This is a genomic window from Clostridium sp. CTA-6, assembly GCF_054768115.1.
The window spans coordinates 1-22,753 of record NZ_BAAAAU010000010.1; the positions used below are offsets into that span (position 1 = coordinate 1).

At 29.1% G+C, this 22,753-nt stretch carries 24 protein-coding genes; all 24 read right to left on the reverse strand.

Annotated elements, in window-relative coordinates:
• On the reverse strand, nucleotides 1-224 hold a 224-nt coding region (locus ACYUDJ_RS15660), incomplete at its 3' end, for a flagellin N-terminal helical domain-containing protein (protein WP_460289662.1).
• A 260-nt stretch (nucleotides 225-484) separates the two neighbouring features.
• Nucleotides 485-826 (reverse strand): flagellar protein FliT, encoded by a 342-nt coding sequence (locus tag ACYUDJ_RS15665; RefSeq protein WP_043032199.1) that lies wholly within the window; start codon nucleotides 824-826, stop codon nucleotides 485-487.
• A 26-nt stretch (nucleotides 827-852) separates the two neighbouring features.
• Entirely contained in the window at nucleotides 853-3,291 is a 2,439-nt protein-coding gene (fliD, locus tag ACYUDJ_RS15670; protein ID WP_043032200.1) for a flagellar filament capping protein FliD, read from the reverse strand.
• A gap of 53 nt (nucleotides 3,292-3,344) precedes the next feature.
• A complete protein-coding gene (fliS, locus tag ACYUDJ_RS15675; RefSeq protein ID WP_043032201.1) occupies nucleotides 3,345-3,734 on the reverse strand; it encodes a flagellar export chaperone FliS in 390 nt (129 codons plus the stop codon).
• 36 nt (nucleotides 3,735-3,770) lie between these two features.
• A complete protein-coding gene (locus ACYUDJ_RS15680; protein ID WP_043032202.1) occupies nucleotides 3,771-4,070 on the reverse strand; it encodes a hypothetical protein in 300 nt (99 codons plus the stop codon).
• A gap of 55 nt (nucleotides 4,071-4,125) precedes the next feature.
• Entirely contained in the window at nucleotides 4,126-4,482 is a 357-nt protein-coding gene (locus ACYUDJ_RS15685; RefSeq protein WP_043032203.1) for a flagellar protein FlaG, read from the reverse strand.
• Between the two features lie 15 nt (nucleotides 4,483-4,497).
• Entirely contained in the window at nucleotides 4,498-4,716 is a 219-nt protein-coding gene (gene csrA / locus ACYUDJ_RS15690; RefSeq protein ID WP_043032204.1) for a carbon storage regulator CsrA, read from the reverse strand.
• The gene (fliW, locus tag ACYUDJ_RS15695; protein ID WP_043032205.1) at nucleotides 4,716-5,147 is read right to left on the reverse strand and encodes a flagellar assembly protein FliW; all 432 of its coding nucleotides are present in this window, start codon (nucleotides 5,145-5,147) and stop codon (nucleotides 4,716-4,718) included. Before fliW ends, csrA begins: the two co-directional genes overlap by 1 nt.
• A 132-nt stretch (nucleotides 5,148-5,279) precedes the next feature.
• On the reverse strand, nucleotides 5,280-6,437 hold the full coding sequence (flgL, locus tag ACYUDJ_RS15700) for a flagellar hook-associated protein FlgL (protein WP_043032206.1): 1,158 nt from the start codon (nucleotides 6,435-6,437) through the stop codon (nucleotides 5,280-5,282).
• A gap of 86 nt (nucleotides 6,438-6,523) precedes the next feature.
• Complete coding sequence (gene flgK / locus ACYUDJ_RS15705; RefSeq protein WP_043032207.1) at nucleotides 6,524-8,416, reverse strand: flagellar hook-associated protein FlgK; 1,893 nt, start codon at nucleotides 8,414-8,416, stop codon at nucleotides 6,524-6,526.
• A 194-nt stretch (nucleotides 8,417-8,610) separates the two neighbouring features.
• Nucleotides 8,611-9,015 carry a flagellar protein FlgN gene (locus ACYUDJ_RS15710; RefSeq protein ID WP_043032208.1) on the reverse strand — a complete coding sequence of 135 codons (405 nt, stop codon included), beginning with the start codon at nucleotides 9,013-9,015 and terminating at the stop codon, nucleotides 8,611-8,613.
• A complete protein-coding gene (gene flgM / locus ACYUDJ_RS15715; RefSeq protein WP_043032209.1) occupies nucleotides 9,015-9,296 on the reverse strand; it encodes a flagellar biosynthesis anti-sigma factor FlgM in 282 nt (93 codons plus the stop codon). Before flgM ends, ACYUDJ_RS15710 begins: the two co-directional genes overlap by 1 nt.
• 594 nt (nucleotides 9,297-9,890) lie before the next feature.
• On the reverse strand, nucleotides 9,891-11,051 hold the full coding sequence (gene fliY / locus ACYUDJ_RS15720) for a flagellar motor switch phosphatase FliY (RefSeq protein WP_030036053.1): 1,161 nt from the start codon (nucleotides 11,049-11,051) through the stop codon (nucleotides 9,891-9,893).
• Nucleotides 11,044-12,039 carry a flagellar motor switch protein FliM gene (fliM, locus tag ACYUDJ_RS15725; protein ID WP_003484358.1) on the reverse strand — a complete coding sequence of 332 codons (996 nt, stop codon included), beginning with the start codon at nucleotides 12,037-12,039 and terminating at the stop codon, nucleotides 11,044-11,046. The genes fliY and fliM overlap by 8 nt, the downstream gene beginning before the upstream one ends.
• 27 nt (nucleotides 12,040-12,066) lie before the next feature.
• Nucleotides 12,067-12,462, reverse strand: a complete 396-nt coding sequence (locus tag ACYUDJ_RS15730; RefSeq protein WP_003494998.1) for a chemotaxis protein CheW — start codon at nucleotides 12,460-12,462, stop codon at nucleotides 12,067-12,069.
• Between the two features lie 99 nt (nucleotides 12,463-12,561).
• On the reverse strand, nucleotides 12,562-12,921 hold the full coding sequence (locus tag ACYUDJ_RS15735; RefSeq protein ID WP_003359271.1) for a response regulator: 360 nt from the start codon (nucleotides 12,919-12,921) through the stop codon (nucleotides 12,562-12,564).
• Nucleotides 12,922-12,948: 27 nt separating this feature from the next.
• Complete coding sequence (locus ACYUDJ_RS15740) at nucleotides 12,949-13,548, reverse strand: chemotaxis protein CheC (protein ID WP_003484353.1); 600 nt, start codon at nucleotides 13,546-13,548, stop codon at nucleotides 12,949-12,951.
• 25 nt (nucleotides 13,549-13,573) lie between these two features.
• Nucleotides 13,574-15,649 carry a chemotaxis protein CheA gene (locus tag ACYUDJ_RS15745; RefSeq protein WP_043032210.1) on the reverse strand — a complete coding sequence of 692 codons (2,076 nt, stop codon included), beginning with the start codon at nucleotides 15,647-15,649 and terminating at the stop codon, nucleotides 13,574-13,576.
• Nucleotides 15,650-15,661: 12 nt separating this feature from the next.
• Nucleotides 15,662-16,432: a CheR family methyltransferase gene (locus tag ACYUDJ_RS15750; RefSeq protein WP_043032211.1), complete on the reverse strand. Its 771-nt coding sequence runs from the start codon at nucleotides 16,430-16,432 to the stop codon at nucleotides 15,662-15,664.
• A 14-nt stretch (nucleotides 16,433-16,446) separates the two neighbouring features.
• On the reverse strand, nucleotides 16,447-17,511 hold the full coding sequence (locus ACYUDJ_RS15755; protein ID WP_042384520.1) for a protein-glutamate methylesterase/protein-glutamine glutaminase: 1,065 nt from the start codon (nucleotides 17,509-17,511) through the stop codon (nucleotides 16,447-16,449).
• A gap of 22 nt (nucleotides 17,512-17,533) precedes the next feature.
• Nucleotides 17,534-18,022 carry a chemoreceptor glutamine deamidase CheD gene (locus tag ACYUDJ_RS15760; protein WP_003484344.1) on the reverse strand — a complete coding sequence of 163 codons (489 nt, stop codon included), beginning with the start codon at nucleotides 18,020-18,022 and terminating at the stop codon, nucleotides 17,534-17,536.
• Between the two features lie 16 nt (nucleotides 18,023-18,038).
• Complete coding sequence (locus ACYUDJ_RS15765) at nucleotides 18,039-18,485, reverse strand: chemotaxis protein CheW (protein ID WP_003484341.1); 447 nt, start codon at nucleotides 18,483-18,485, stop codon at nucleotides 18,039-18,041.
• A gap of 15 nt (nucleotides 18,486-18,500) precedes the next feature.
• Nucleotides 18,501-20,534, reverse strand: a complete 2,034-nt coding sequence (locus ACYUDJ_RS15770; RefSeq protein ID WP_003484339.1) for a flagellar assembly protein A — start codon at nucleotides 20,532-20,534, stop codon at nucleotides 18,501-18,503.
• Nucleotides 20,535-20,777: 243 nt separating this feature from the next.
• On the reverse strand, nucleotides 20,778-22,733 hold the full coding sequence (locus ACYUDJ_RS15775) for a glucose PTS transporter subunit IIA (protein ID WP_460289663.1): 1,956 nt from the start codon (nucleotides 22,731-22,733) through the stop codon (nucleotides 20,778-20,780).
• Nucleotides 22,734-22,753 lie beyond the last annotated feature (20 nt).

The following is a 22,753-nucleotide window of genomic DNA, read 5'->3' on the forward strand; positions in this document are numbered from 1 at the left end:
GTTTGGATTAATGATATAGCATCTTGTGAGTTTCTTGATGCTTGGTTTAATCCTCTGATTTGTCCTCTCATTTTTTCAGAGATTGCTAATCCTGCAGCGTCATCTCCTGCTCTGTTTATTCTTAAACCTGAGCTTAATTTTTCAATTGCTTTACCATTGCTTCCTGTATTGATTGCCATTTGTCTATGAGCATTCATAGCGTTTAAATTGTGATTGATTATCATTTTATATTCCTCCCTGTTTTTGTGGTGAACATCCTTGTTCATCCATTATTTTTTATTTTAACCCTTATAGGTTATAAGCACCATACCGCTTACATTATATTAATTCGTTATATTTATTTTTTACTTTATACCTTCATATATTTTTTTTATTTTTTATTTTATAATTATTAATCTTCAATTGAATAAAAAATTTTATTTAGTGTATAAAGTTAATACATTTACATTATCGCGCTTTAACTTAATATTCTTTATAGTTAATTTTAAATAGTTTTATTTAAAATATATTGAGAATTCAATTGTTTCATATTATAAGATTTAGTAGCTTCTCTGCTTTCTAAAGCATTATTTATTTTTTGTTTCAATTCTACTTTTTTCTTTAACATAATAGTTTGAAGTTTTTTTTCTAGCAATATTAAGTCCAATTCATTATTTATATTTTTAAACTCTTCTTTTGTGTAGGATAGATTATTTATTTTATTTATTGTATTTTGTCTTTTATCTAAAAGTTTTTCTGGATCATCATAATCTTCCCTTTCTAAAGCTTCTATTATACTTAACGTTAAATTTTTATATTTTATTAACTCTTCTTTTAATTTATTCATCTATATCACTCTACTTAAATTTATTTTTATCCCCTGCCTCCACCTAATTGTTGTGCAAGCCAACTAGCTTGAGAATTAGCTTGATTTACATATTTTTCCAACTGCGCAAATTGAATATAATACTTATTTTCTCTTTCTGTAAGCCTATCTTCCATTTCTTTTATAGATTTTTCTCTCTTTTCCAAATCTTTATAAAGTATATTATCTATTTCAGATATAGTTCCCTCTATACCAGCCTTATCTACTAATATACCTCTATTACCACTTGTACTTCTTGATGTTCTTGTATAATCTTTAAATATATCATTTATTCTTTGAAATATACCCTCTTCTTTATTTCTAATTTGTCTTTCTGTAAGTGTTAAATCTGGACTATAACTTGGATAGCTTGAGGATTCTTGTGAAAATATCTTAAACACTTTATCTGGTTCTTCTTTTAAAAGCTTCTTAAGCCTAGCTTCTCCATTATTCCCATTTTTATCCAAGATTTGATCAAATACTATTTTACCACCTTCTTTGTAATCTTTAGAAGTACTTAAACCTAATTCCTTTAAACTAAGTCCTGCCCCTTCTACTGAATCGAAGAAAGCTCTTCTTAAAGTTGAAAGCATATTTTGTATATTTGAATCATTTCTTAGTATACCAGATTTAGCTTTTTCTTCCCAAAGTTTTATATCATTTTCTTTCATGTCTTTTTTCTGCTCTTCTGTTAATGGTTCATATTTTCTATATTTTTTTTCTGAAGTTTTCTTCTGCAATTCATCTATTAATTTATTATAATCATCAATAAAACCTTTTATCTTATTAAAAGAATCCTCTACATTACCATCTAGTGAAAAACTTATTTCTTCGTCTTTTTTAGCTCCTGCTATATTGTAATTTACTCCATCTATAGTAAAATTATTAGAAGGTTTTATTATTGTTGTTGCTGTGGAATTATTAGGAGTCTTAAGTTCAATCTTGGCATCTTTACCCTTTGCTGTTGTGCTGCTACCTAATATGCTTGATATGAAGCTTCCTGATTTATCTTCACACTTGATATTTTGAGTAGCTCCTTCTTCCTTTGATCTTAATACAAAACTTTTTGTAATTTCACTATATGAAGCTTCCACATTAGCTTTATCTGATATATCCGCTAATATTTGTGATATAGTTTTATCTTTTTCTGATCCCGTGCTAGTAAAATCATATTTGAAATTTACACCATTTATTTCAAATTCAACTGCTTCATTTACGATATTGGACATTTTTTCATTAGTGCTCATAGACATTTCATATCTATCTGATAATCCAAGTAAAGAAGTAGCACTCTTGCCTGATTCGCCTGTAATTATTACTTGTTTATCTGAATTAGATGACAAAACTATCCTTCCATCTTTTACTGTTGCAGTTAGAGTAGTATCTAGTGCTGAATCAGTAAAGGCATCATTAAGTTTTGTTGCTAGATCTGCTACTGTATTTATAGTTCCTGCTGCCAATTTTACTGTTTTTGAAGGATCAGTACCTATTTGCACATTAAATGTATCATTAAATCCTTCTATTATTTCCTTTGCATAGGTTATAGAATTACCAGCTACTGTTACATCTGTACCTGTAATTCCGGTTCCACCTGTTATTCCTCCCAAATTAACTCCAGCCACAGAATAATTAGGTTGTGCTGTTGTTCCTGCAAATTCTATGCTCTTACCATCTGCTGATAAAGACGCTTTAGCACCTTTATCCTCTGCCAGCACATTTCCATCAGCATCTTTAGCAACTTCCAATTTACTATTTATAGCATTTGTTAATTCTTCTAAAGTAAAGTTTCCTTTAGTTAATTCTGCAGTATACTCTTTTCCATCTACCGTTACTTTTAATTCTTTATTTGCATCATCTATTTTAAATAAATTTTCTATCTTTATACTTCCATCTTTTTTAACTACTGCTTTAACTATATCTTTTAAACCAGATCCATCTTCATTTATTTTACTATTTATTTCAGCTGCTATATCTGATGCATTATTGTATTTGCTTTTACTTAATGTTATTTCCTTGCTATCTATAACTATTTTGTTATTAGAAGCATCTATTTTTATGCCATAATCACCTTCAGTTAATGTTTTTATATTTATGGCTTTATCACTTATAGCTTCAGCCTTTGATGCTAATTCTATAACCTTTAAAGAATAACTTCCTGATATAGCACCACTTCCTGTGTTTATTTTAATAGTTGATGTATCTGGTATTCCTGATGGCTTTAAACTAGAAAAATTCTTTGAAGATAACATATAGTTATCTCCATTTAATACATCAAAATATTTTTTTGTCATATCTGATATACCACTTATTACACTTCTATATGCATCCTGTTGCCATTTTACAATTTGAGCATTTTGTTTCATTTTGTCTACACGCATAGTATAGGGTTTCATCATATTTTTTATCATATTATCAGTATCTAGACCCGAAAGTCCACCTATTCTCATAAAAACACCTCCACATTTATTTACCTTATATTTAAAATAAATTTGTTACTTTATTAATAATTTGATGCCTTTGAAAGTTTATATGCCTCATTCCATATATCTCTTATTTCTTCTATTAAAGGTATCGCTTCATCTATTATATTCACATCTTTTTTCATATTAGCTTCTGCTAATTTTCTTACTATGAAATCATATAAACTCAATAAATTTTTTGCCCAATGTCCACCTTGATTCACATCTAATGTTGCCATTAATTCATAAAATATATCTTGAGTTTTTACTAGGTTCTCATGAGCTCTTGGTACATCTTTATCTATTATAGCTTGTCTTGCTATCTTTGAAAATTTTACTGCACCATCCATTAACATCAAAAGCAGTTGATCCTTTGAAGCAAAATTAACACTGTTATTTTTATAAGTATTGTATGCATTAGCTGTATACATTAAATACACCTTCCTCTTATATTGGAAAATTTAAAATTATTTTTTAGTATCTAATATAGTTCCTACTATATTATCTTTTCCTTCTATTTCTTCTTTTGTAGCTTCTATATCCAGATTTTCACCTTTAACATATTTTACTGCCTTTACTTTTATGTTCTTATTCTTATTTTTCTGTTGCTTTTTTAATTGTTCATAAAATCCTCTATCCTTTGAATTATTATCTTTATTCTGTTTATTTATGGTTATATTTTGCTTAGAATGAACCTTTCCTTCTTTTGTTTGCTCTTTTATTTTATCTCTTACCTCTAAATCTATTTTATTTAATCTAAATTCCATAACCACACCACCCTATAAAATTTAAAATGGTTGAAATGTTTTTTATTTCCCAATACTATGCCTTTTCGTCTACTAAAACTCCCGCCATTTCACATAGTTTGGCTACCATATCTATTATTTTTCTAGGTGGTATTTCTTTTATTACTTCCTTGGTTTTTGTATCTATTAATCTTATAGTCAAATCTCTAAACTTACCATATATTTCGTATTCTAACTGTATATCCTGTCCTTCTAATAGCTTATTTAGTTTATCTACAGAATTTTTAACTTCTTTTATATTTTCTTTATCTAAAGTAGTATGTTTTTCATTTAATTTAATTTTTTCAATATTTTTATCTAAATCTATACCACTATTTACAATTTCAGAATTATACGCTTGATGTCTTCCTTGACTCATAGCTTTTACTTCCATGTATTACACTTCCTTTTATTTACTTTTTATATTTTTTAAAATAGAAGGATTGAAATTAATAGCCTTTTTGTTTTCTTCCTGAACCTCATTATAAAGTTCTTTTCTTAGTATAGTTAATTTTTTAGGGGCATCTATGGCTAATTTTACAGAACCATCATCTAATTTAACTACAGTTATCTCTATATCATCTCCTATTAAAAGAGACTCTCCTTTTTTTCTAGTTATAACTAGCATTAAGCTTCCTCCTTAAATAATGGGTGTTTTATAGAATATTTATCACTATTTATTATTATTTGTTCCCCTATTCTTTCTTTTATATTTATAATAATTGGAGCTCTTAAATTTGCTGTTATTTTATCTATATCTGAATTTAAGGTAACTGTATTTAAAACTAATGCATCTTTTTCATACTGTAGTTTAAGATTTTTTATTTGCTCTTCCTCCAATTGTATTTCATAATTCTTTTCTATATTAAAAGGAGAAGTAACTATAATACCCATATCTTCCTTTTCTATAGAATGAAAAACTGAAAACACTTCATTATCTTCCACAGGAAATATTATGAATTTCTTTAATTCTTCAAATCCTGGTATACCCTTTTCAAAATAAATTACATCCTTTTCTTCATACTCTATACATCCATGATATTTCGTATTTAAATTCATATTTACCCCACTCTCTATACTAAAATTATTTATCTTCTATCCTGTGTACTTTGTTTTCTATATTGTCCTCTGTACTCTTTACCCTGTTGTTATCTGTGCTCTCTATCTATCCTCTGTACTCTGTCCTACCCTCTATCTTAAGTAATCCATAAGTGTTGGCTGTAAAACTTTTGCACTTGTTTGAAGAGAAGATATATAAACAGATTGAAGTATAGCAAATTCCATATTTTTTTCTACTAAATTCACATCTTCTATATTAGATAAGATTTCTGTCATATTGAAATTTGTTTCCTTATTCATTTCCTTTGCTGCATCCATTCTATTTTGTTTAGCTCCCACTTCTGATCTTATTCTAAGTACATTATCTAAAACCTTATCTATATTTCCTAAGTCCTCACCATATAATTTATTTATTTCTTCTGGGTTATCACTATCCAAATGCTTTACTATATTTTCTAGAAGCTGCCTTAAGTCTCCTCCACCTTGTAAAATTTCTGTAGCAGTTACGTTGTATTCCATAACTACTCCTTCAGATACTTCTGCCTTCAATTTGGCATTCATTTGATTATATTCTCCTAAGTGCTTTAAATCCTCATCGGATAAATTTTTTAACGCATCTATTTCTTCACTGCTTAACTTATCTACCTTAATTTTTTCTTCCGGTGTTAGTGTGCTTGGATCTTTGCTTACTAAACTTTTGAAATCTAATAATTCTGAATCCTTTACCTCATTTATACTTTTTCCTGATAATTTTTCTGCAGCACTTATAGCCTTTAAAGTATCATCTAGTGATAATACACTCTGATCATTTTTTAGATAAACAAGTTCATTGTTTTTACCATTCTTTTCTATTCCTGTTGGCTTTGAAGTAACTCTTGTACCAGAAAATATATATTTACCATCGAAAGTAGTATTTAGAGTTTGGGACACGCTAGCTATGATTCCATTTACCTCATCCTTTAAAGCTTTTCTTTCTGTTTCACCAAAGCCTGGATTTCCTGCCTCCTCTAATTTATCTCTTATCTTTCCTAATTGCTTTCCTACTTGATCCAAAGCTGTATCTGTAACATCTAACCAGTTTATTACATTGCTTATATTTTTGTTATACTGTTTATTTGCATCTATACCTGTATAAAGTTGCATACTTCTTATAACGCCAGCTGGATCATGAGACGGTTTAGAAAAATTTTTACCTGAAGTTAGCTGCTGATTAATCCTATTTAAATTTTCCAAATTATTATTCATATCTGACATAAATGAGTTTGCCATCATATTATTTGTAATTCTCATAGTCTTCCCCTTTCAACTTTTTACATAATAGTCTATAATAAAAACTTTCTCCATTTATTATTCTTCATCAATTGTTCTCTGTTCAACTATTTCTTAAGTCCATTTATTACTACATCTAATAATTGATCTACAGTACTTATTATTTTTGCATTGGCTTGGTAACAATGATTAAATTGCACTAAGTTTGCAAATTCTTCATCTAAAGATACTCCTGATACAGAATCTCTAGATTGTTGAAATCCTTTCAAAAGTGTAGCTTGATTTTTAACCATCCTTTGAGCCTCTGCCTCATCTACACCAAGACCACCTATAATATCATTAAAATAAGTATTCATAGTCATACCATTCGTATCTTTTCCTATGGTATTTAACTTAGTACCATTAAATTCGAACTCATCATTTGGCTTAAAGAATTCTTTTAAAAATGTTTCCCTATCTGTATTTTTATCTATATCCTGTATACTCATAAATACGTCTTTTATTTGAGATATAGCTAAAGCTCTTTTCCCATCTCCTTCACCTGAGTTTGGAACTACTCCCGCAATTATTTTCATAGGATTCTTTTTTATATCTGCATTTATCGCTATATTTCCTGCGGTTATTTCCAATTCCTTATCTGGATCTTTACCATTAATGAAGAAATTTAGCGCTCCATCTTTAGGATTTGCAGGATCTAAACTCTGTGTATGAATAGCATTTACAGAGAAAGCTAACGCCTTAGCCAATTTATTTAATTGCTCTTGATAATTATCTATTTCCTCCTGTACAGACATTTGTCCTCTTAACTCTCCTGATGGAGGTTCAAATAATTTTAAATTTTTAAAATCACAACTTCCACTACCTATAGTTCCAGTACTTTTATTAGCATTTTCATCAGCAGAACTATTATCAGCAATTTTTACTACATCTCCATTTTTATCTGTCCATAAAACTCTACCTTCATCTAATCTTTTGAATTGTTCCTCTGCCTCTTTAAGCTCTTCAGGTGTTGGATTGTTTGGATCTTTTGGGTTACCTATTGTAACTGTAATTGTTCTCTTATTACTTTCAGATTTTGTATCTCCTCCTACATAATAAGTTACTTCATATTCTCCAGGCTGTCCTGGTTTTTTTCCTGCTGGAGCTTTTATTCCTTTTATATATGAAAATCTATATACATCTTCTGGATTTACTCTCTGAACCAAATTTGCATCTTTTCCTCCTACTATAGGCGGTTCTCCTCCAAAAGGTGAAGTTTTATCTTGATAATTCTTTGCATGGTTAGATGTACTTAAATTTATTCCTTCAAAATTTTCTTTATCGATTTCTATACCGAATTTTCCACTTAACTTATCTAACAATAAGTCTCTTCTATCCATTAAGTCATTTGGTTGTTGTCCTGCTACCTTTACCTGTATAATTTCTTGGTTTAATTGGTTTATTTGATTTAGTATACTATTTACTTCAAATACTGTTTGTTGTATCTCTCCTTGCGTATTTTCTTTTAATTTTGAAAGCTCATTAAATGTATGATTTAATTCATCTGCTAAAGCTGAAGATTGTTCCATTACCACTGATTTGGCATTAGAACCTTGAGCATTTAAAGATAAATCATGCCAAGCATCAAAAAATTTTCCAAATAATTTTGATATTCCCACATCTGTAGGTTCATTTAATATATTTTCTATTTGAGATAAAAATTTATGTCTACTAGAAAAATGACCTTGTACCCCTAATTCTACCCTTGTTTGATAATCTAAGAAACTATCTCTAACCCTATTTATAGCTACTATTTGAACTCCTGTTCCCACCTGTCCTGGGCCTGCAGCGCTATTCATGCTCGGCTTACAGTAAGGTCTTGTGGTTTGAAGTTCTACTCTTTGTCTTGAATATCCTTCGGTATTTGCATTAGCTATGTTATGGGATGTGGTATTTATAGCTCCCTGTTGTGCAAACATACCACTTTTACCTATATTCAAAGTTCCGAATAATCCGGACATCTCTCTCATCTCCCTATCTATTTGTTTATATGTCTATTTTCGTAGTTATACTATAAAAGCTTTAATAATATAGCTTGTTTATAATTAATTAATGTCTTGTGTATTGGTAGTATTAAGTATAATTGTAAATTATTATTTTGTATAAAAATAGGCAAAGACCGTATAAGGCTATATAGCCTTTTGTCTTGCCTGTTTTATCGCCTTCCATAGGGTCCATAGGTTTTAGGTGTCCTATCTGGATTTAATATGCTCAGCATATTAGTAGTTAATGATATTACCTGTTTTATTAACATATCATTACTATCCTTTTGAAGTTTTATTTCTTCCAGTAAATTTGTAGCTTCTTTATATACAGACTTAAGTTCTTCATCCTTTGCGTTATCTATGAATTCTTTCATAGAAGTATCTCCTATTAGTTTACGTCTAGCCATTTCTTTTTGGGCTAACTCTTTACATTTTTCTTCTATGTCTATGGCTATTTTATCTAACTCAAAGGTTTTTTTAAAGGAAATAAACTCATGTTGATCATCTAGAAGGCTTAAAAGTTCTTTTAGTACTTTTATTTCTTCTTTTAATGATTGTTTTATTTTTTCTTCCATTAAAAATTCTCCTTAATATTATTTAATAGTTTTTCTGCTACTAATTTTGAATCAACTTTATAAGTACCCTTTTCTATTTTATCTTTTATATCATTTACTCTATCTAATCTTTCTTTTTCATTTAAAAACTTATCATCTAAAGAATAAGTAGTTAAGCTTTTACCTAAATGAGATATTTCTATTTTGTCCTTTAAGCTTTTTACTTCTTCTTTTTCTGTTATTTTTTTGTTAGCATTGTAAGCATTTATACTATTTGTTATACCTACTCCATTTATCTTCATATATATACACTCCCAAATATATTTTTAACCTACAATTAACTGTGGTTTTGCGCTGTTGTACTACTATTATCGAAAAGCTTATATTAAGGTTTATACCCTTTAGTAGTGATAAAATAGCTTTTTATCTTTCAATGTCCCTCTATTTTTCTGCTTTAATTGTAAAGTTAATTATATTAAATTTCTTATAATATAGTTGCAATATAGCTCATTTAATATCCATTTATATTATTACCATTATTTATAAATTTATTTTTATTAAAATATCCATAGAAGCCTAGTTTATTATATTATATTCTTAGTAATAAAGTATATATTAATTTATAAAAAACCTAAAATTTAATAAAATATACATTTTCTTTTTAAATTTAAAAGCTATGAATTTAAAATATTATACTTTTAAATTCATAGCTTTTACTTTCAACTATTAAATAAGGACATCTCAAAATAAATTTGATTTCAATATAGCAAATATAAAAATATATGTAATAAATTTATTAGTTAACTAAATTAGTTTGTAAATGTATTTTTTATCTTTGCAGTGTTAAAATTAAATTTAGTTTATTCTGAGGCAACCTCATTATTATATACCTATTTTTACTTTCCTAAGGATTTTATTCTTTCTTGGCTGCTAACTATATTAGTTATCCTTACTCCAAAGTTTTCATCTACTACAACCACTTCTCCATAGGCTACTTTTTTGCCATTTACTTGTATTTCTACTGGTTCTTCTGCTAATTTATCTAATTCTATTAAAGAACCATTTCCTAAGTTTAATATATCTTTTACGTTCATTTTTGTTCTTCCTAATACTACGGATATTTGAAGTGGTACATCTAATATTAGATCTATATTATTAGGCATAGTAGTTGCAGATTCCCTTACAGATAATGGTTCAAAGGAAGCTTGCTTTACTTCTACCTTTGGAGCTTCTCTTTCTATTGGTTTCTCATATACGATTTCTTGTTTTGGTGCTTCTACTGCTTTAGCAGACTTTTTCTCCTCTACAATTGGTGCTGGAGTTGAATTATTTTCTACTGATGGTTCATCCATACTTTCCTCTCCCATCATAATAGCAACTATTTTTTTAGCTGTCTTCATAGGTAAAAGCTGCATTATATTACTATCTACTAACTCACCTATATTTAAAGAAAAGGATACTAGAACCACTGGTTCATCATCACTTATTCCCTCAGCTAGTGGTGCTGTTAAATCTGACCAAATCTTTGATAGTGGTGGTGATATATTTACTTCTCTTGCAAACATAGTGGCCATAGATGTAGCTGCTGAACCTATCATTTGATTCATAGCTTCTGATACGGCACTTATTTCTATTTCTGATAATTCTTTTATTTCTCCTTCAACAATTCCATTTCCACCCATCATTAGGTTTGATATTACAGCGGCATCGTCAATTTTCATAACTAATAGGTTTTCTCCTACTATACCGCTAGTATATTTTACCTCTAAAGCTATATTAGGAATTTCAAAAGAATCTTTTAATCTTTCTAAAGTTGTAACACTTACCACAGGCGTTGTTATATTAACCTGCTGATTTATTATAGTTGAAAGCGCTGTGGAGGCTGAACCCATAGATATATTTCCTACTTCTCCTAAAAGATCTTTTTCAAGATCTGTAAGATCAGGCAATTCTGGTAATTCAGTATCTGTTGCTTCTTTTTTTTCTTCCTCCTCTTGGCTTCCCTCTCCATTTAGAAGAGCATTTATTTCTTCCTGTGAAAGAAACCCGTTACTCATAACTTTCCACATCCTTATCTATTTGATCTAGTATCTGTAACCCTATATTCTTGCCTATAACTCCTGGTTTAGCATAATAACCTGGTTCTTTTTCTATTAATAAATGGACAGGTTCCTCAGTTTTAGTATCTAAGGCTACCACATCCCCTACAGACAATCTTAAAAAATCTTCTACTGTAACTGAAGTTCTTCCTAATTCAGCAGTTAGCTCCATGCTAACTATATTTATTCTTTCCTTTATCTTAGATGAAGATTCTTCTATGGATTCCTCATCATTTTCTCTAAACCAGTATTGAACTACTAGTTTCTCTAAAACTTTTTCTATGCTTAAATATGGTATACAAATATTTATAAAAGTATTACTTTTTCCCATTTCTACAGAGAAAGTTATTAAAGCTACAGGTTCTGTTGGAGCTAGGGTTTGATTTAAAGCTGGGTTAGTTTCTAAGCTTTCTATTTCAACATCCACTTCCATTACATCTTCCCATGCTAATTTTAAATTTGTTATAAGTCCTGTGTTTATTTGTTTCATTATATTTTTATCTATATCTGTAAACTCTCTCATTTTGTAGTTTCCATTGCCATTACCACCTAAAAGTACATCTATCATTTGAAATACAAATTGAGGATTTGTTTCAAATAATACGGACCCGTTTAAAGGTGGCATTTTAAATATAGTTAAAATTGTTGGATTTGGCACAGAGTGAATAAATTCTTCATAAGTTATCTGCTGAACTGATTCTATCTTAACTTTCACATTACTTCTAACTTGAGCTGTTAAATAATTTGATATTATTCTTGCATAATTATCGTGTATAAGCTCTAAGGTTCTTATGTGATCCTTTGAAAACTTTTGAGGTCTTTTAAAATCATAGGGTTTTACTTTTTGTTTTTCCTCTTCTTTGGGAACCTCATCTGGTGTTATTTCTCCTGAAGATAGAGCAGATAAAAGGGCATCTATTTCACCCTGGGATAATATTTCTGCCATATATTTCCCTCATTTCCTTTTTGAGAATTATAATAATTTATCTATGTCTATTAATGTTACTATTCTATCTTGAAAATTAATTATTCCTTCTATATATTCTTTTCTTCTTTCATCTGAGGATCTTTCTATTAATTTTTCTTCTACATCTAAAACTTCATATACATCATCTACAGCTATTCCTACTAGTTCATCTTCCATTTCTAATATTATTATATTATTTTGGCTTTTATCTCCCTTTGGTATGTCTAATAAAAGATTTATATCTAAAAGTGAGATAATGTTTCCTCTTAAATTTATAAGTCCTTTTATATGAGTTGGTGCTTTTGGAACCTTAGTTATTTCCATAGCATCGTTTATACTTTGTATTTTATCAGTTTGAACCGCAAACTGTTCATTATTTAATTTAAATATTACAACTTGCAAAGGAAAGCCTCCTCTCAAAATAAACCATTAGTGCATTAAGAAATTTACCTAATGCACCTATAAGTTTTAAACTTTAAGAAATTAAATTTCTTTTATACTTTATCCTATAACCTTTTTGATAGCTTCTAAAACTCTATCTGCTTGGAATGGTTTTACGATAAAATCTTTTGCTCCTGCCTTTATAGCATCCATAACCATAGTTTGTTGTCCCATAGCACTACACATTATTATTTTTGCAGCAGCATCAAATTCTCTTATGGCTTTTACCGCTTCTATTCCATCCATATCTGGCATAGTTATATCCATAGTTACTACATCTGGTTGCTCCTTTTTATATAGTTCTACAGCTTTTAATCCATTATTAGCTTCTCCTACAACTTCAAATCCATTTTTCTCTAATATATCTTTTATCATCATTCTCATAAATGCAGCGTCATCAACGATTAATACTTTTGCCATTTTTCTTTCCCTCCAAATTAATACAAATTAACTTACTCCTAATGTATTTAATATTTTTTCTAATGAACCAGGCATTGGTATGTAATAAAAATGCCCACTTATTTCTGATCCATCCTCTTTGAATACAGTTTCAATATCCAAAACATGTTCATTATATTGTCCTGCTTCTATAAATGTAGTAGACAATATTGCCCCTAACATATCATAGGATACTGCTGGAACGGATGGTGTTATGGTTAAATTAGTGAATCTGGCTATAGCATTCATATATGAAGCGGATATTATATTTCCTATTTCACACATTACTGAATTTCCCATCTCACTTAATTCTTCCTCTTGCATGCCAGTTAATCTATGAACCAAATCTAATGCTGTACTTTTTTCAAATACAAACAATATATTCCCCGGAGTATCTCCTAGTACCCTTACTAATACTCCTACAGCTACTTTTTCCTCTCCTATTTCTGCCATTACCTCTTCAAAAGGAACTATGTTTATATCCGGTACATTCATATCTATTTTTCTACCTAAAAGTTGTGATAATGCTGTAGCCGCATTTCCTGTCCCTATGTTAGATACTTCTTTAAGTGCATCTAGCTGAAGAGGTGTCATATTATTGTAATCCATATATATAAGCCCTCCTATGATTTTATCATACTAAAGCTGCCACGTCTAAGATTAATGTTACAAGTCCATCTCCTAATATGGTTGCTCCTATATATTCTTTTAGTCCTTGTAGTGTTTTACCAAATGGTTTTATAACTATCTCCTTTTGACCTAAAAGACCATCTACTAAAAGTCCTACAGTTTTTTCACCAGATTTAACTATTACTATATATTTTTTATCATTTTCTGATTCTTTAAGTCCTAGTTTTTCATTTACTCTAACAAATGGTATTACATTACCTCTATATATTATAACTTCTTTATTATTAGTTTTCTTTACTATATCTTTTTCATAATCTATTACTCTATCTATATAGCCTAAGGATATAGCCATAGTTTCACTTCCAACTTCAACTAAAAGAGCTTGTATTATTTGTAGCGTCAACGGAAGTCTTATTATAAAAGAGGAGCCCTTTCCTTCTTCGCTTATAAGATCTACAGTACCACCTAATGCAGTGATTTTAGTTTTTACTACATCCATACCTACCCCTCTACCAGATATGTCTGTTACTTTTTCATTAGTACTAAATCCTTGAGCAAATATTAAATTTCTTATATCATTATCTGACATTCCCTCGGTATTTATACCTATTCTTTCTGCTTTAGCTTTTACTTTGTCAACAGGTACACCGCCACCATCGTCTTCTACTTTTATAACAGCTTTTGTTCCTTCTTGATAAGCTATTAATCTTATCTTACCTATAGGATCTTTGCCTTTTTTTACTCTTTCCTCCCTCGGTTCTACACCATGGTCTGCTGCATTTCTTATTAAATGGATTAGAGGTTCTCCAATTTCGTCTATTACTGTTCTATCTAATTCTGTGTCTGCCCCCTGTACTATAAGTTCCATTTCTTTATCTAATTCTACAGAAAGGTCTCTAACCATTCTTGGGAATCTGTTAAATACTATGTCTAAAGGAAGCATTCTTATTTTCATAACCAAATCTTGTAAGTCAGAGGTAGTTCTTGCTACTTGCTCCAAAGTTTCATTTAAATCTGTCAGCTTGTGATTAGTACTTATTTGTTCTAATCTAGTTCTGTGAATTACAAGCTCTGAAACCATATTCATAAATTTATCTAGTCTTTCTAGATCTACTCTTACGGATTGGTGAGCTTTTTTATGATTATTATCCTTTGGTTTCGCTACCCTTTTATTAGACTTTGGTTTAGTTTCTTCTACTTTAGTTTCTTTATCTGTATTTTCTTCCTCCGGTTTTTTTGTATCTATATTATTTATTTGCTCTTTTACTTTTTCTTTTACTTCTTTACTTTCTATTTTTTCTTCCCTTTTTAACTGTACATCTACATTATCGACCATAACATTATCTACTTCAGATATATTTGCCAAAATATCATAAATTTCCTCTTTACCTTTAGTAGTTAAATATATTAAATCTATTTCGAAATCAAAATTTTCATTTTCTATATCTTCTGCTATAGGTAAAGATTTTATTATTTCACCATACTCTTCTAAGTTTTTAAATATTAAAAAAGCTCTTGCAGATTTTAATAAAGTATTTTCACTTAATATTATTTTTATCTCATAAGCATTAAATCCTTTATCTTCTGCTTGTTTTATAACATTTAAATCATACTCATTTAGTGGTATAGTAGAATTTCCTTCACTTCTATTTTCCTCTATAGTTTCTATAGACTCTTCCTTTTGATCTTCTGAACTTATATCTCCCTTTGCTGCCTTTTCTAGTTCTTCTATTATGTGGTCTATTGGAACTTTTTCGTCTACTTCTTCTGATATATTATTTACCATTTGTTCTAGAGTATCTAGACATTTAAAAAGTACAGTAACTACATTCTGTGTTACTTTTAAATCTCCTTCTCTAAAATTAGAAAGTACGTCTTCCATTTTATGAGTTAGCTCTGCCATCTCATTAAAGCCCATAGTAGCTGCCATTCCCTTTATGGTATGGGCAACTCTAAATATTTCATTTAGTTTATCTATATCATCTGGCTCTTGTTCTAATTGAAGTAAGGAGTCATTTAATGTTTGTAAATTGTCCATAGATTCTTCTAGGAACATTGACATGTATTGTGATGTATCCATGTTATTTCCCCCTTATATTTTTCTATATATAAATGTAGACACCTTTTCAAAACCATAATCTTTATAATTATAAATACTTTCTGTAGCTCCTACAAAAAGTAAGCCCCCTTTTTTTAGTGACTCTGAAAATTTCTTATATATATTGTCCTTTATGTCTTGATTAAAGTATATAACCACATTTCTGCAAACTATAAGATCAAAATCTTTTTCATAATTATCTAATATTAAATCATGTTTTTTAAATGTAACTACATTTTTAATAGATGATTTTATTTTATATTTTTCTACCTCTTTTGTGAAGTATTTTTCGAGTCTTTCTTTTTTTACATTTTTAATTTCTGCCTGTGCATATATACCTTCTTTAGCCCTTTGTAATATGGTCATATCTAAATCTGTAGCTATTATTTTATGTTTTTTATTAGGTGATATTTCATCCATTATTATAGATAAAGAATAGGGTTCTGCCCCTATTGAACAGGCTGCACTCCAAATTTTTAGGGACCCTGATGTATTATTTAAAAGCTCTACTTTTATTTTTTTCTCCAATTCATCAAATATTTCTGGATTTCTAAAAAACTCAGATACATTTATAGTAATAAAATCTAGAAATTTTATCCTTTGGTCCTTATCTTTCTTTAATAAGTTAATATATTCTTCTACTGAATTTACGCCAACCCTTGACATCAAACTTAATATTCTTCTTTGAAGCTGATTTTGTTTATAGGCTTTTAAATTTATTCCAAAATCCTTTAATACCCACTCCTCGAAATACTCTAAATCCATAATTACCTCCAAAATTAAATATTTTTCAGTATTGTATCTGTAACATTATAAAGTGGTACTACAAAATCCACCTTTCCTGTTTCGTAAGTTGCTTTTGGCATACCATATATAGTACAGGTAGATTCATCTTCTGATATGGTTATGCCACCTCTATCTTTTATATAAGCTGTTCCATCTGCTCCATCTCTTCCCATACCAGTTAATACAACACTTATTAAGTTGCTGCCATAAACTTCAGATGCTGATTTAAATAACTTATCTACAGCTGGCCTTACTCCCCACAGGGTTGGTTCTATGTTTAGATGTATTTTTCTGTCCTTTCCTACCTCCATATGGAATCCTCCTGGAGCTACATAGACAGTATCCTTCTCTACAGTTTGTCCATCTTGCCCTTCTACAACTTTTAATTTACTATTAGCATTTAATCTTTCTGAAAAAGCTTTTGTAAATCCCTTTGGCATATGTTGAACTACAAATACTGGCACACCTATTCTTTCTGGGAAAGCTGTTATCACAGAGTATAATGCTTTAGGACCTCCTGTTGAGGCTCCTATAACCACAGCTTCTATTTGTTTTGAAGAAATAGTATTTTTTATAGGGTATTTTTTTTCTTCCACTTTTTTAACATTAATTTTTTCGTCTGTTTTTAAAATATCTGAAGTGTAATTATTTTTTATAACATTGGTAGCTGCTCTTATTTTTTCTACTAACTCTTCTCTTACTTTATTTATATCTAATGATATAGCCCCTGATGGCTTAGGCACAAAATCAAAGGCTCCCTTTTGAAGACAATCCATAGTTAACCCTGCACCTTTTTTAGATAAACTGCTAAGCATAATAACTGGTATCTCCCTGTAAAGCCTTTTAATATTTATTAAAGCTTCTATTCCATCCATTTTAGGCATTTCTACATCTAAAGTTATTACATCTGGCTTTATCTTTTTTAATTTTTCTAAGAGATCTTCTCCATTTCTAGCTGTATCTATTACTTCTAAATCATTTTCTTCATTTATCATATCTGATACTATTTTTCTCATTAAAGCCGAGTCATCTACTACTAAAACTTTAATTTTATTCAAATGAATCACTCCAATAACTTATCTATATTTCTTTAGTTCCTAAGCCTACAGTTTTTATATATACTTTTCCTGTAGAGGTATCAAATATCATAGTTCTTCCTTTGTTTCCACCTATATCTTCTGCAAGCAACGGTATAGATAGTTCCTTTAATTTTTCCTTTACTGCTTTTCCATTTCTATTTCCTATATCCATTACCATACTTTTATCCGAAAAATTAAACATAGATGCTCCGCCACATATTTTAGCCTTTAATCCATTTTTTCTTGCTCCCAATTTTTCCATTTTTTCTACTAATATAGGTATAGCTAAATCTGCAAACTTCATGGGGTTTGTAACCTTACTAAATTGAGTGCTATCTGGTAGCATTATATGTGAAAGCCCTCCTACACATTTTATTCCATCATATAATGCTATTCCTATACATGAGCCTAGTCCTACTGTTATTATCTTGTCAGGATTTTTACCTACATTTAAATCTGCAATACCCACTTTTATCTCTTTTATATCCATATAATTACTCCCTCAACTATATCATTGATTTTTCTTCTTCTGTTAGTATAGTTGATAAATTTAAAAATATTATTATTTTATTTTCTATTTTTATTAATCCTTTTATATATCTTTTGGATATACCTGCTACAATTTCTGGTGGCTGTTCTATATTATCTAATTTTACGTCTTTAACCTCTGAAACCACATCAACTATTATACCTAATTTATTTTCTTCCTCTTTAACTACTATTATTTTAGCTTCATTTTTAATTTCTTCTTCTTTTAAATTAAATTTTCTAGAAAGAGAAACTACAGGTAATATTTTACCCTGATAGTTTATAACTCCTTGAACAAAACTTGGTGCATCCGGTAAATTTGTAGGTTCTTCATAACCTAGTATTCTTTCTATTTCCATGATATCTGCGGCATAGTATTCTCCATTTATTTTAAATATTAATACTTTAGCTTCACTTATATCCATTACTAAATTAACCTCCTATAATACAAACTTTTCTACGGTAATCTCTCCTTTTTTATCTAAATAAGCATGTATATCTTTACTTGGTGTTTCCAATAAATATTCTCTATCACCTATAATAAATACTGTATTTTGATAGGCTACATCTACATATATATCTCCCTTTTGTAAAATTTGTAGTTTAGTAATAACTCCTGCTTCACTTCCTACCTCTTTACACCTTATTTCATTTTTAGCTGTTATGTGCCCACCTCTTGCTACACTACCATCTTTAGTAAAGTAAACATTATTATTGCTTGTTAATTTTGATATATATTCACCTTTACCCGTTATATAAATATCTCCTGTACTTTGTATTTTAGAATCTTGACAATAACTAATATTAACATTAACAGGCAGTGATAATCCGTCCTTACACATTTTCATTTTTTCTTCTATAAGATTTACTATTTGCTCTAATTCTCTGTAATTTTTTATATGAACAGGACCTAATCCTATTAATTTTTTCCTTATAATTCCTACTAATTCATCTTCTTCGTCATCACTTCTACACATATTTATATTAGCCATTATAGCTATACATATTTTGGTCAAACTTCTAAACTTATTCTCTATTAAAATCTTTATTATTTCTCCGTCTTTTTTACCTTCTCCAAGTAAATTAAATCTTTTTATTTCTTCTACAGCAGAAATTAGTTCTGTAAGAGTATCCTTTAATTTTTCTAATTTATTTAACACCATTACCTTTAAAGTATCTTCTCCACCACCGTATATATCAGAGTTTATTATATTGCCATCTATATTCAAATTACTTTTTGAAATTATTTCTGATCTCTCTACGTGTTTTTTTATTTCTACAGAGTTTCCTGCTTCTACTTTCATACCTTCCTTTACAGAACCTTGCACTACTACATCCCCTACAAATGTTATATTCCCTGTACTTATATCCACATCACTTTTAACTTCATGGACTTGATATACATAAAATATATTGGATTTTACGCAGGGCTTTCCTTCCATAGCAGCTTCTATGGTATCTTCATCCCTTAAAACTGTTCCTTGACCTGGTTTTAATATAATTTTCTTTCCTTGTTTATGTTTTTTTACTATACCTTTTATATCGATTCCATCTTGTCCCTCTTTACCTTTTTTTCTTACAGCTAATACTTCTCCTGGCTTCACAGATTCTATGGAACCTATACTTTTAAAGTCTACATTTCCTGTTTTATCCTCTGTTAATTTTAATTCTTGATTATCTGTTGTAAATTTAATCTCTATACTTTCATCCTCTTCGTTAATAGTTTCCTTTCCTTTAGCTATTAACAATTCTATACAGTTATTTTTTGTACACTGCTCTAGATTTTCTTTTACTATTCCATAAACTATGCCCATCTTTTTCAAAGCTTCTATAATTTCTTCTTCAGTATAATAAGGAGGATCTTTTTCTTCTATTTTACAAGAATTTAGTATTAAATAATTTTTATCTTCTATATCTTTCGATCCATACTTTATTTCTGGCTTATATATTACTGAAATATAAGCTTCCATATTATTTTGATCCGTTTTAACATTTAACTCTCTATGAGCCTTAACTTCTTCAAAAATAACTTCTATTTTATTTTCTTCAAAGACTTCTTTTCTAGATTTTATTCTGTCTCCATCTACTAGTATTGTTATATTATCTCCTGGAGCTATAGCTGCTGGTTTTCCACCCTCTTTAGGATTTGTAACTATTACTTGGTTTTTTACTATTTTTACTTTTCCATCATTAGCTGCTATACTTTCTTTAGCTATTGACTCCTTTTCTATTTCTATTTTTTCATCATTATGTTCTATATTTTCTTCTACACTATCTTCTATACTAACTTTATCTTCTTTCATGTTCATTAATTTTTCTTCTGCATTAACTAATATTGTGGTCTTTTTCATGAAAAAGCCTTGTTTCTCTTCTATAATTTCATAATTTAATTCCTCTTCTTTTACTCCTAATTCTTTACAAGCCTTATTTATACATTTATCTAATGTAGAGCAACTATAAATTGTCTTTTTCATATTAATCCCCCTTAAATTATATTATCCCGCCCCCTATTTTGAGGAATATATAAATTCTAAATATAGATATATATAACTATATTTTATATCATATAATAATTTATTACAATTTATTTCAATTATTTACAAAGGAAATATCATACTTAATAAATTAAACATACTCTTTTATTATTTTCGTAATTCTTAATAAATAATGTAGAGACTAATTATAAAATAATTATTATAATTTTAACAATTTTCATATTAATTCTTAATATAGGCTACTATTTCTTTTTCTTTTTTATAACCATATTCTATTTTTATTTCTGAATCTTCTTTTAAATTCGTTATTACTATAGGTGATATTAAGCTTTTAACTTTCCCCTCTAAAAATTCTTTATCATAGCTTACTAAAAGTTGCCCCTTTTTAACCTTTTCTTTTTCTTTTATATAAACTTTAAATCCTTCCCCATTAAGTTTTACAGTATCTATACCTATATGTATTAAAATCTCTAAACCTTCTTTAGTTTCTATAGCTAAGGCATGATTACTAGGAAATAAAAATTTTATAGTTCCGTCAATAGGGGAATATACCTTATTTCTATAGGGCTTTATAGCAAATCCATCTCCTAATAGTTTTTCTGAAAAAACCTCATCTGGTACCTGTTCTAATAAAACTATTTCTCCTTCCATAGGATTCATTAATTTTAATGATCTTTCATATTCTATTATTTCCTTTGGATTCATTCCTTTTTTAATTATTTGTTCTATACTATATTTTATATTTTCTGCTTCTGTACCTAATATTATCTGTACTACCTTTCCTGTCTGTACTATACCTAATAAATTTATTTTTTCTAAATACACCCTATCTAATTTTTTTTCGTCCTTTAAAGCTACCCTAAGCCTGGTTATACAACAATCTAAATTTGTTATATTTTTTTCTCTTCCTAGAGCTTCTAATATTAAAGCTGCTTTTTCATTACTTTTTATTTCTTTATTCTCCTTCAGTACTGTACCTTCTCTACCTAGAGTTTTTATATCCTTTTTTACTATTAAATAGTAAAAAACTATAAAATATAATAAAAAATAAAAAATACCTATGGGAAATATTAACAACCCATTACCTGAAAATTTATATCCTAAAATATAATCTATAAAGGAGGCTGAAAAAGTATATCCAAGTCTTATATTAAAAATACTAGTTACTATACCTGATGTAAATGCTGCTAAAACATGAAAAATAAAAAGTATAGGAGCTACAAATATAAAAGCAAATTCTATAGGCTCTGTAATCCCTGTAAAAAAAGACACTAAAGCTGCAGACAACATTATGCTAAGAACTTTCTTTCTATTGTTTTTTTCTGCAGCACAAATCATAGCTATAGCTGCTCCTGGAAGGCCAAACATTAATATAGGAAACTCTGAAGCCATAAAAACTCCTGCTGTAGGATCTCCATGAAAATACCTTGAGAAATCCCCAAAATATTTAATTCCACTAGGATCTACATAACTACCAAATTGATATAAAAAAGGTGGATAGTATATATGGTGAAGTCCCAGTGGAATTAAAAGTCTTTTTCCTGCTGCATAAAAACCTGGCCCTAAAGGAGATGTGCTTGCAAATCTAGCAAAAGTATCAATATTTTTTTGTACTTCTGGCCATATTGCCACATTAATCATTCCAAACATGAAGGAAATTATAGCTGTAAGAATGAGCACAAAACGTTTTCCTCCAAAAAAGCCTATGGTACTTGGTAGCTTTATGTTTTTATACTTATTGTATATAATTGCAGCTATAATTCCTATTATTATTCCACCAAAAACACCTAAATCTATATTGGTACTTCTTAATATATCATCATAAAATTTACTATTCATAAAATTTTCTAATGTCATATTTCTTTGGGCAGCTATTTTTATAGCCGCTTCTTTAGCAGCCTTTGAACTTCCAACATCCAATATGCCTTGCAATATTAATTGCCCTACTATAGCAGCTAAAGCTGCTATTCCTTCCCCCTCTGAAAGGCCTATAGCCACTCCTATAGCAAATATTAATGGAAGATTACTAAATATAGCATCTCCCGCTTTTAACATATATATATTATTTAAAAGATCTGGATACCCTAATCTTAAAAGTAGAGCTGCTGCAGGTAATACGGATACAGGTAACATTAAAGATTTTCCTACCCTCTGAAGAACAGTTAAAATATTTTTCAATTTTACACACCACCTTTAAG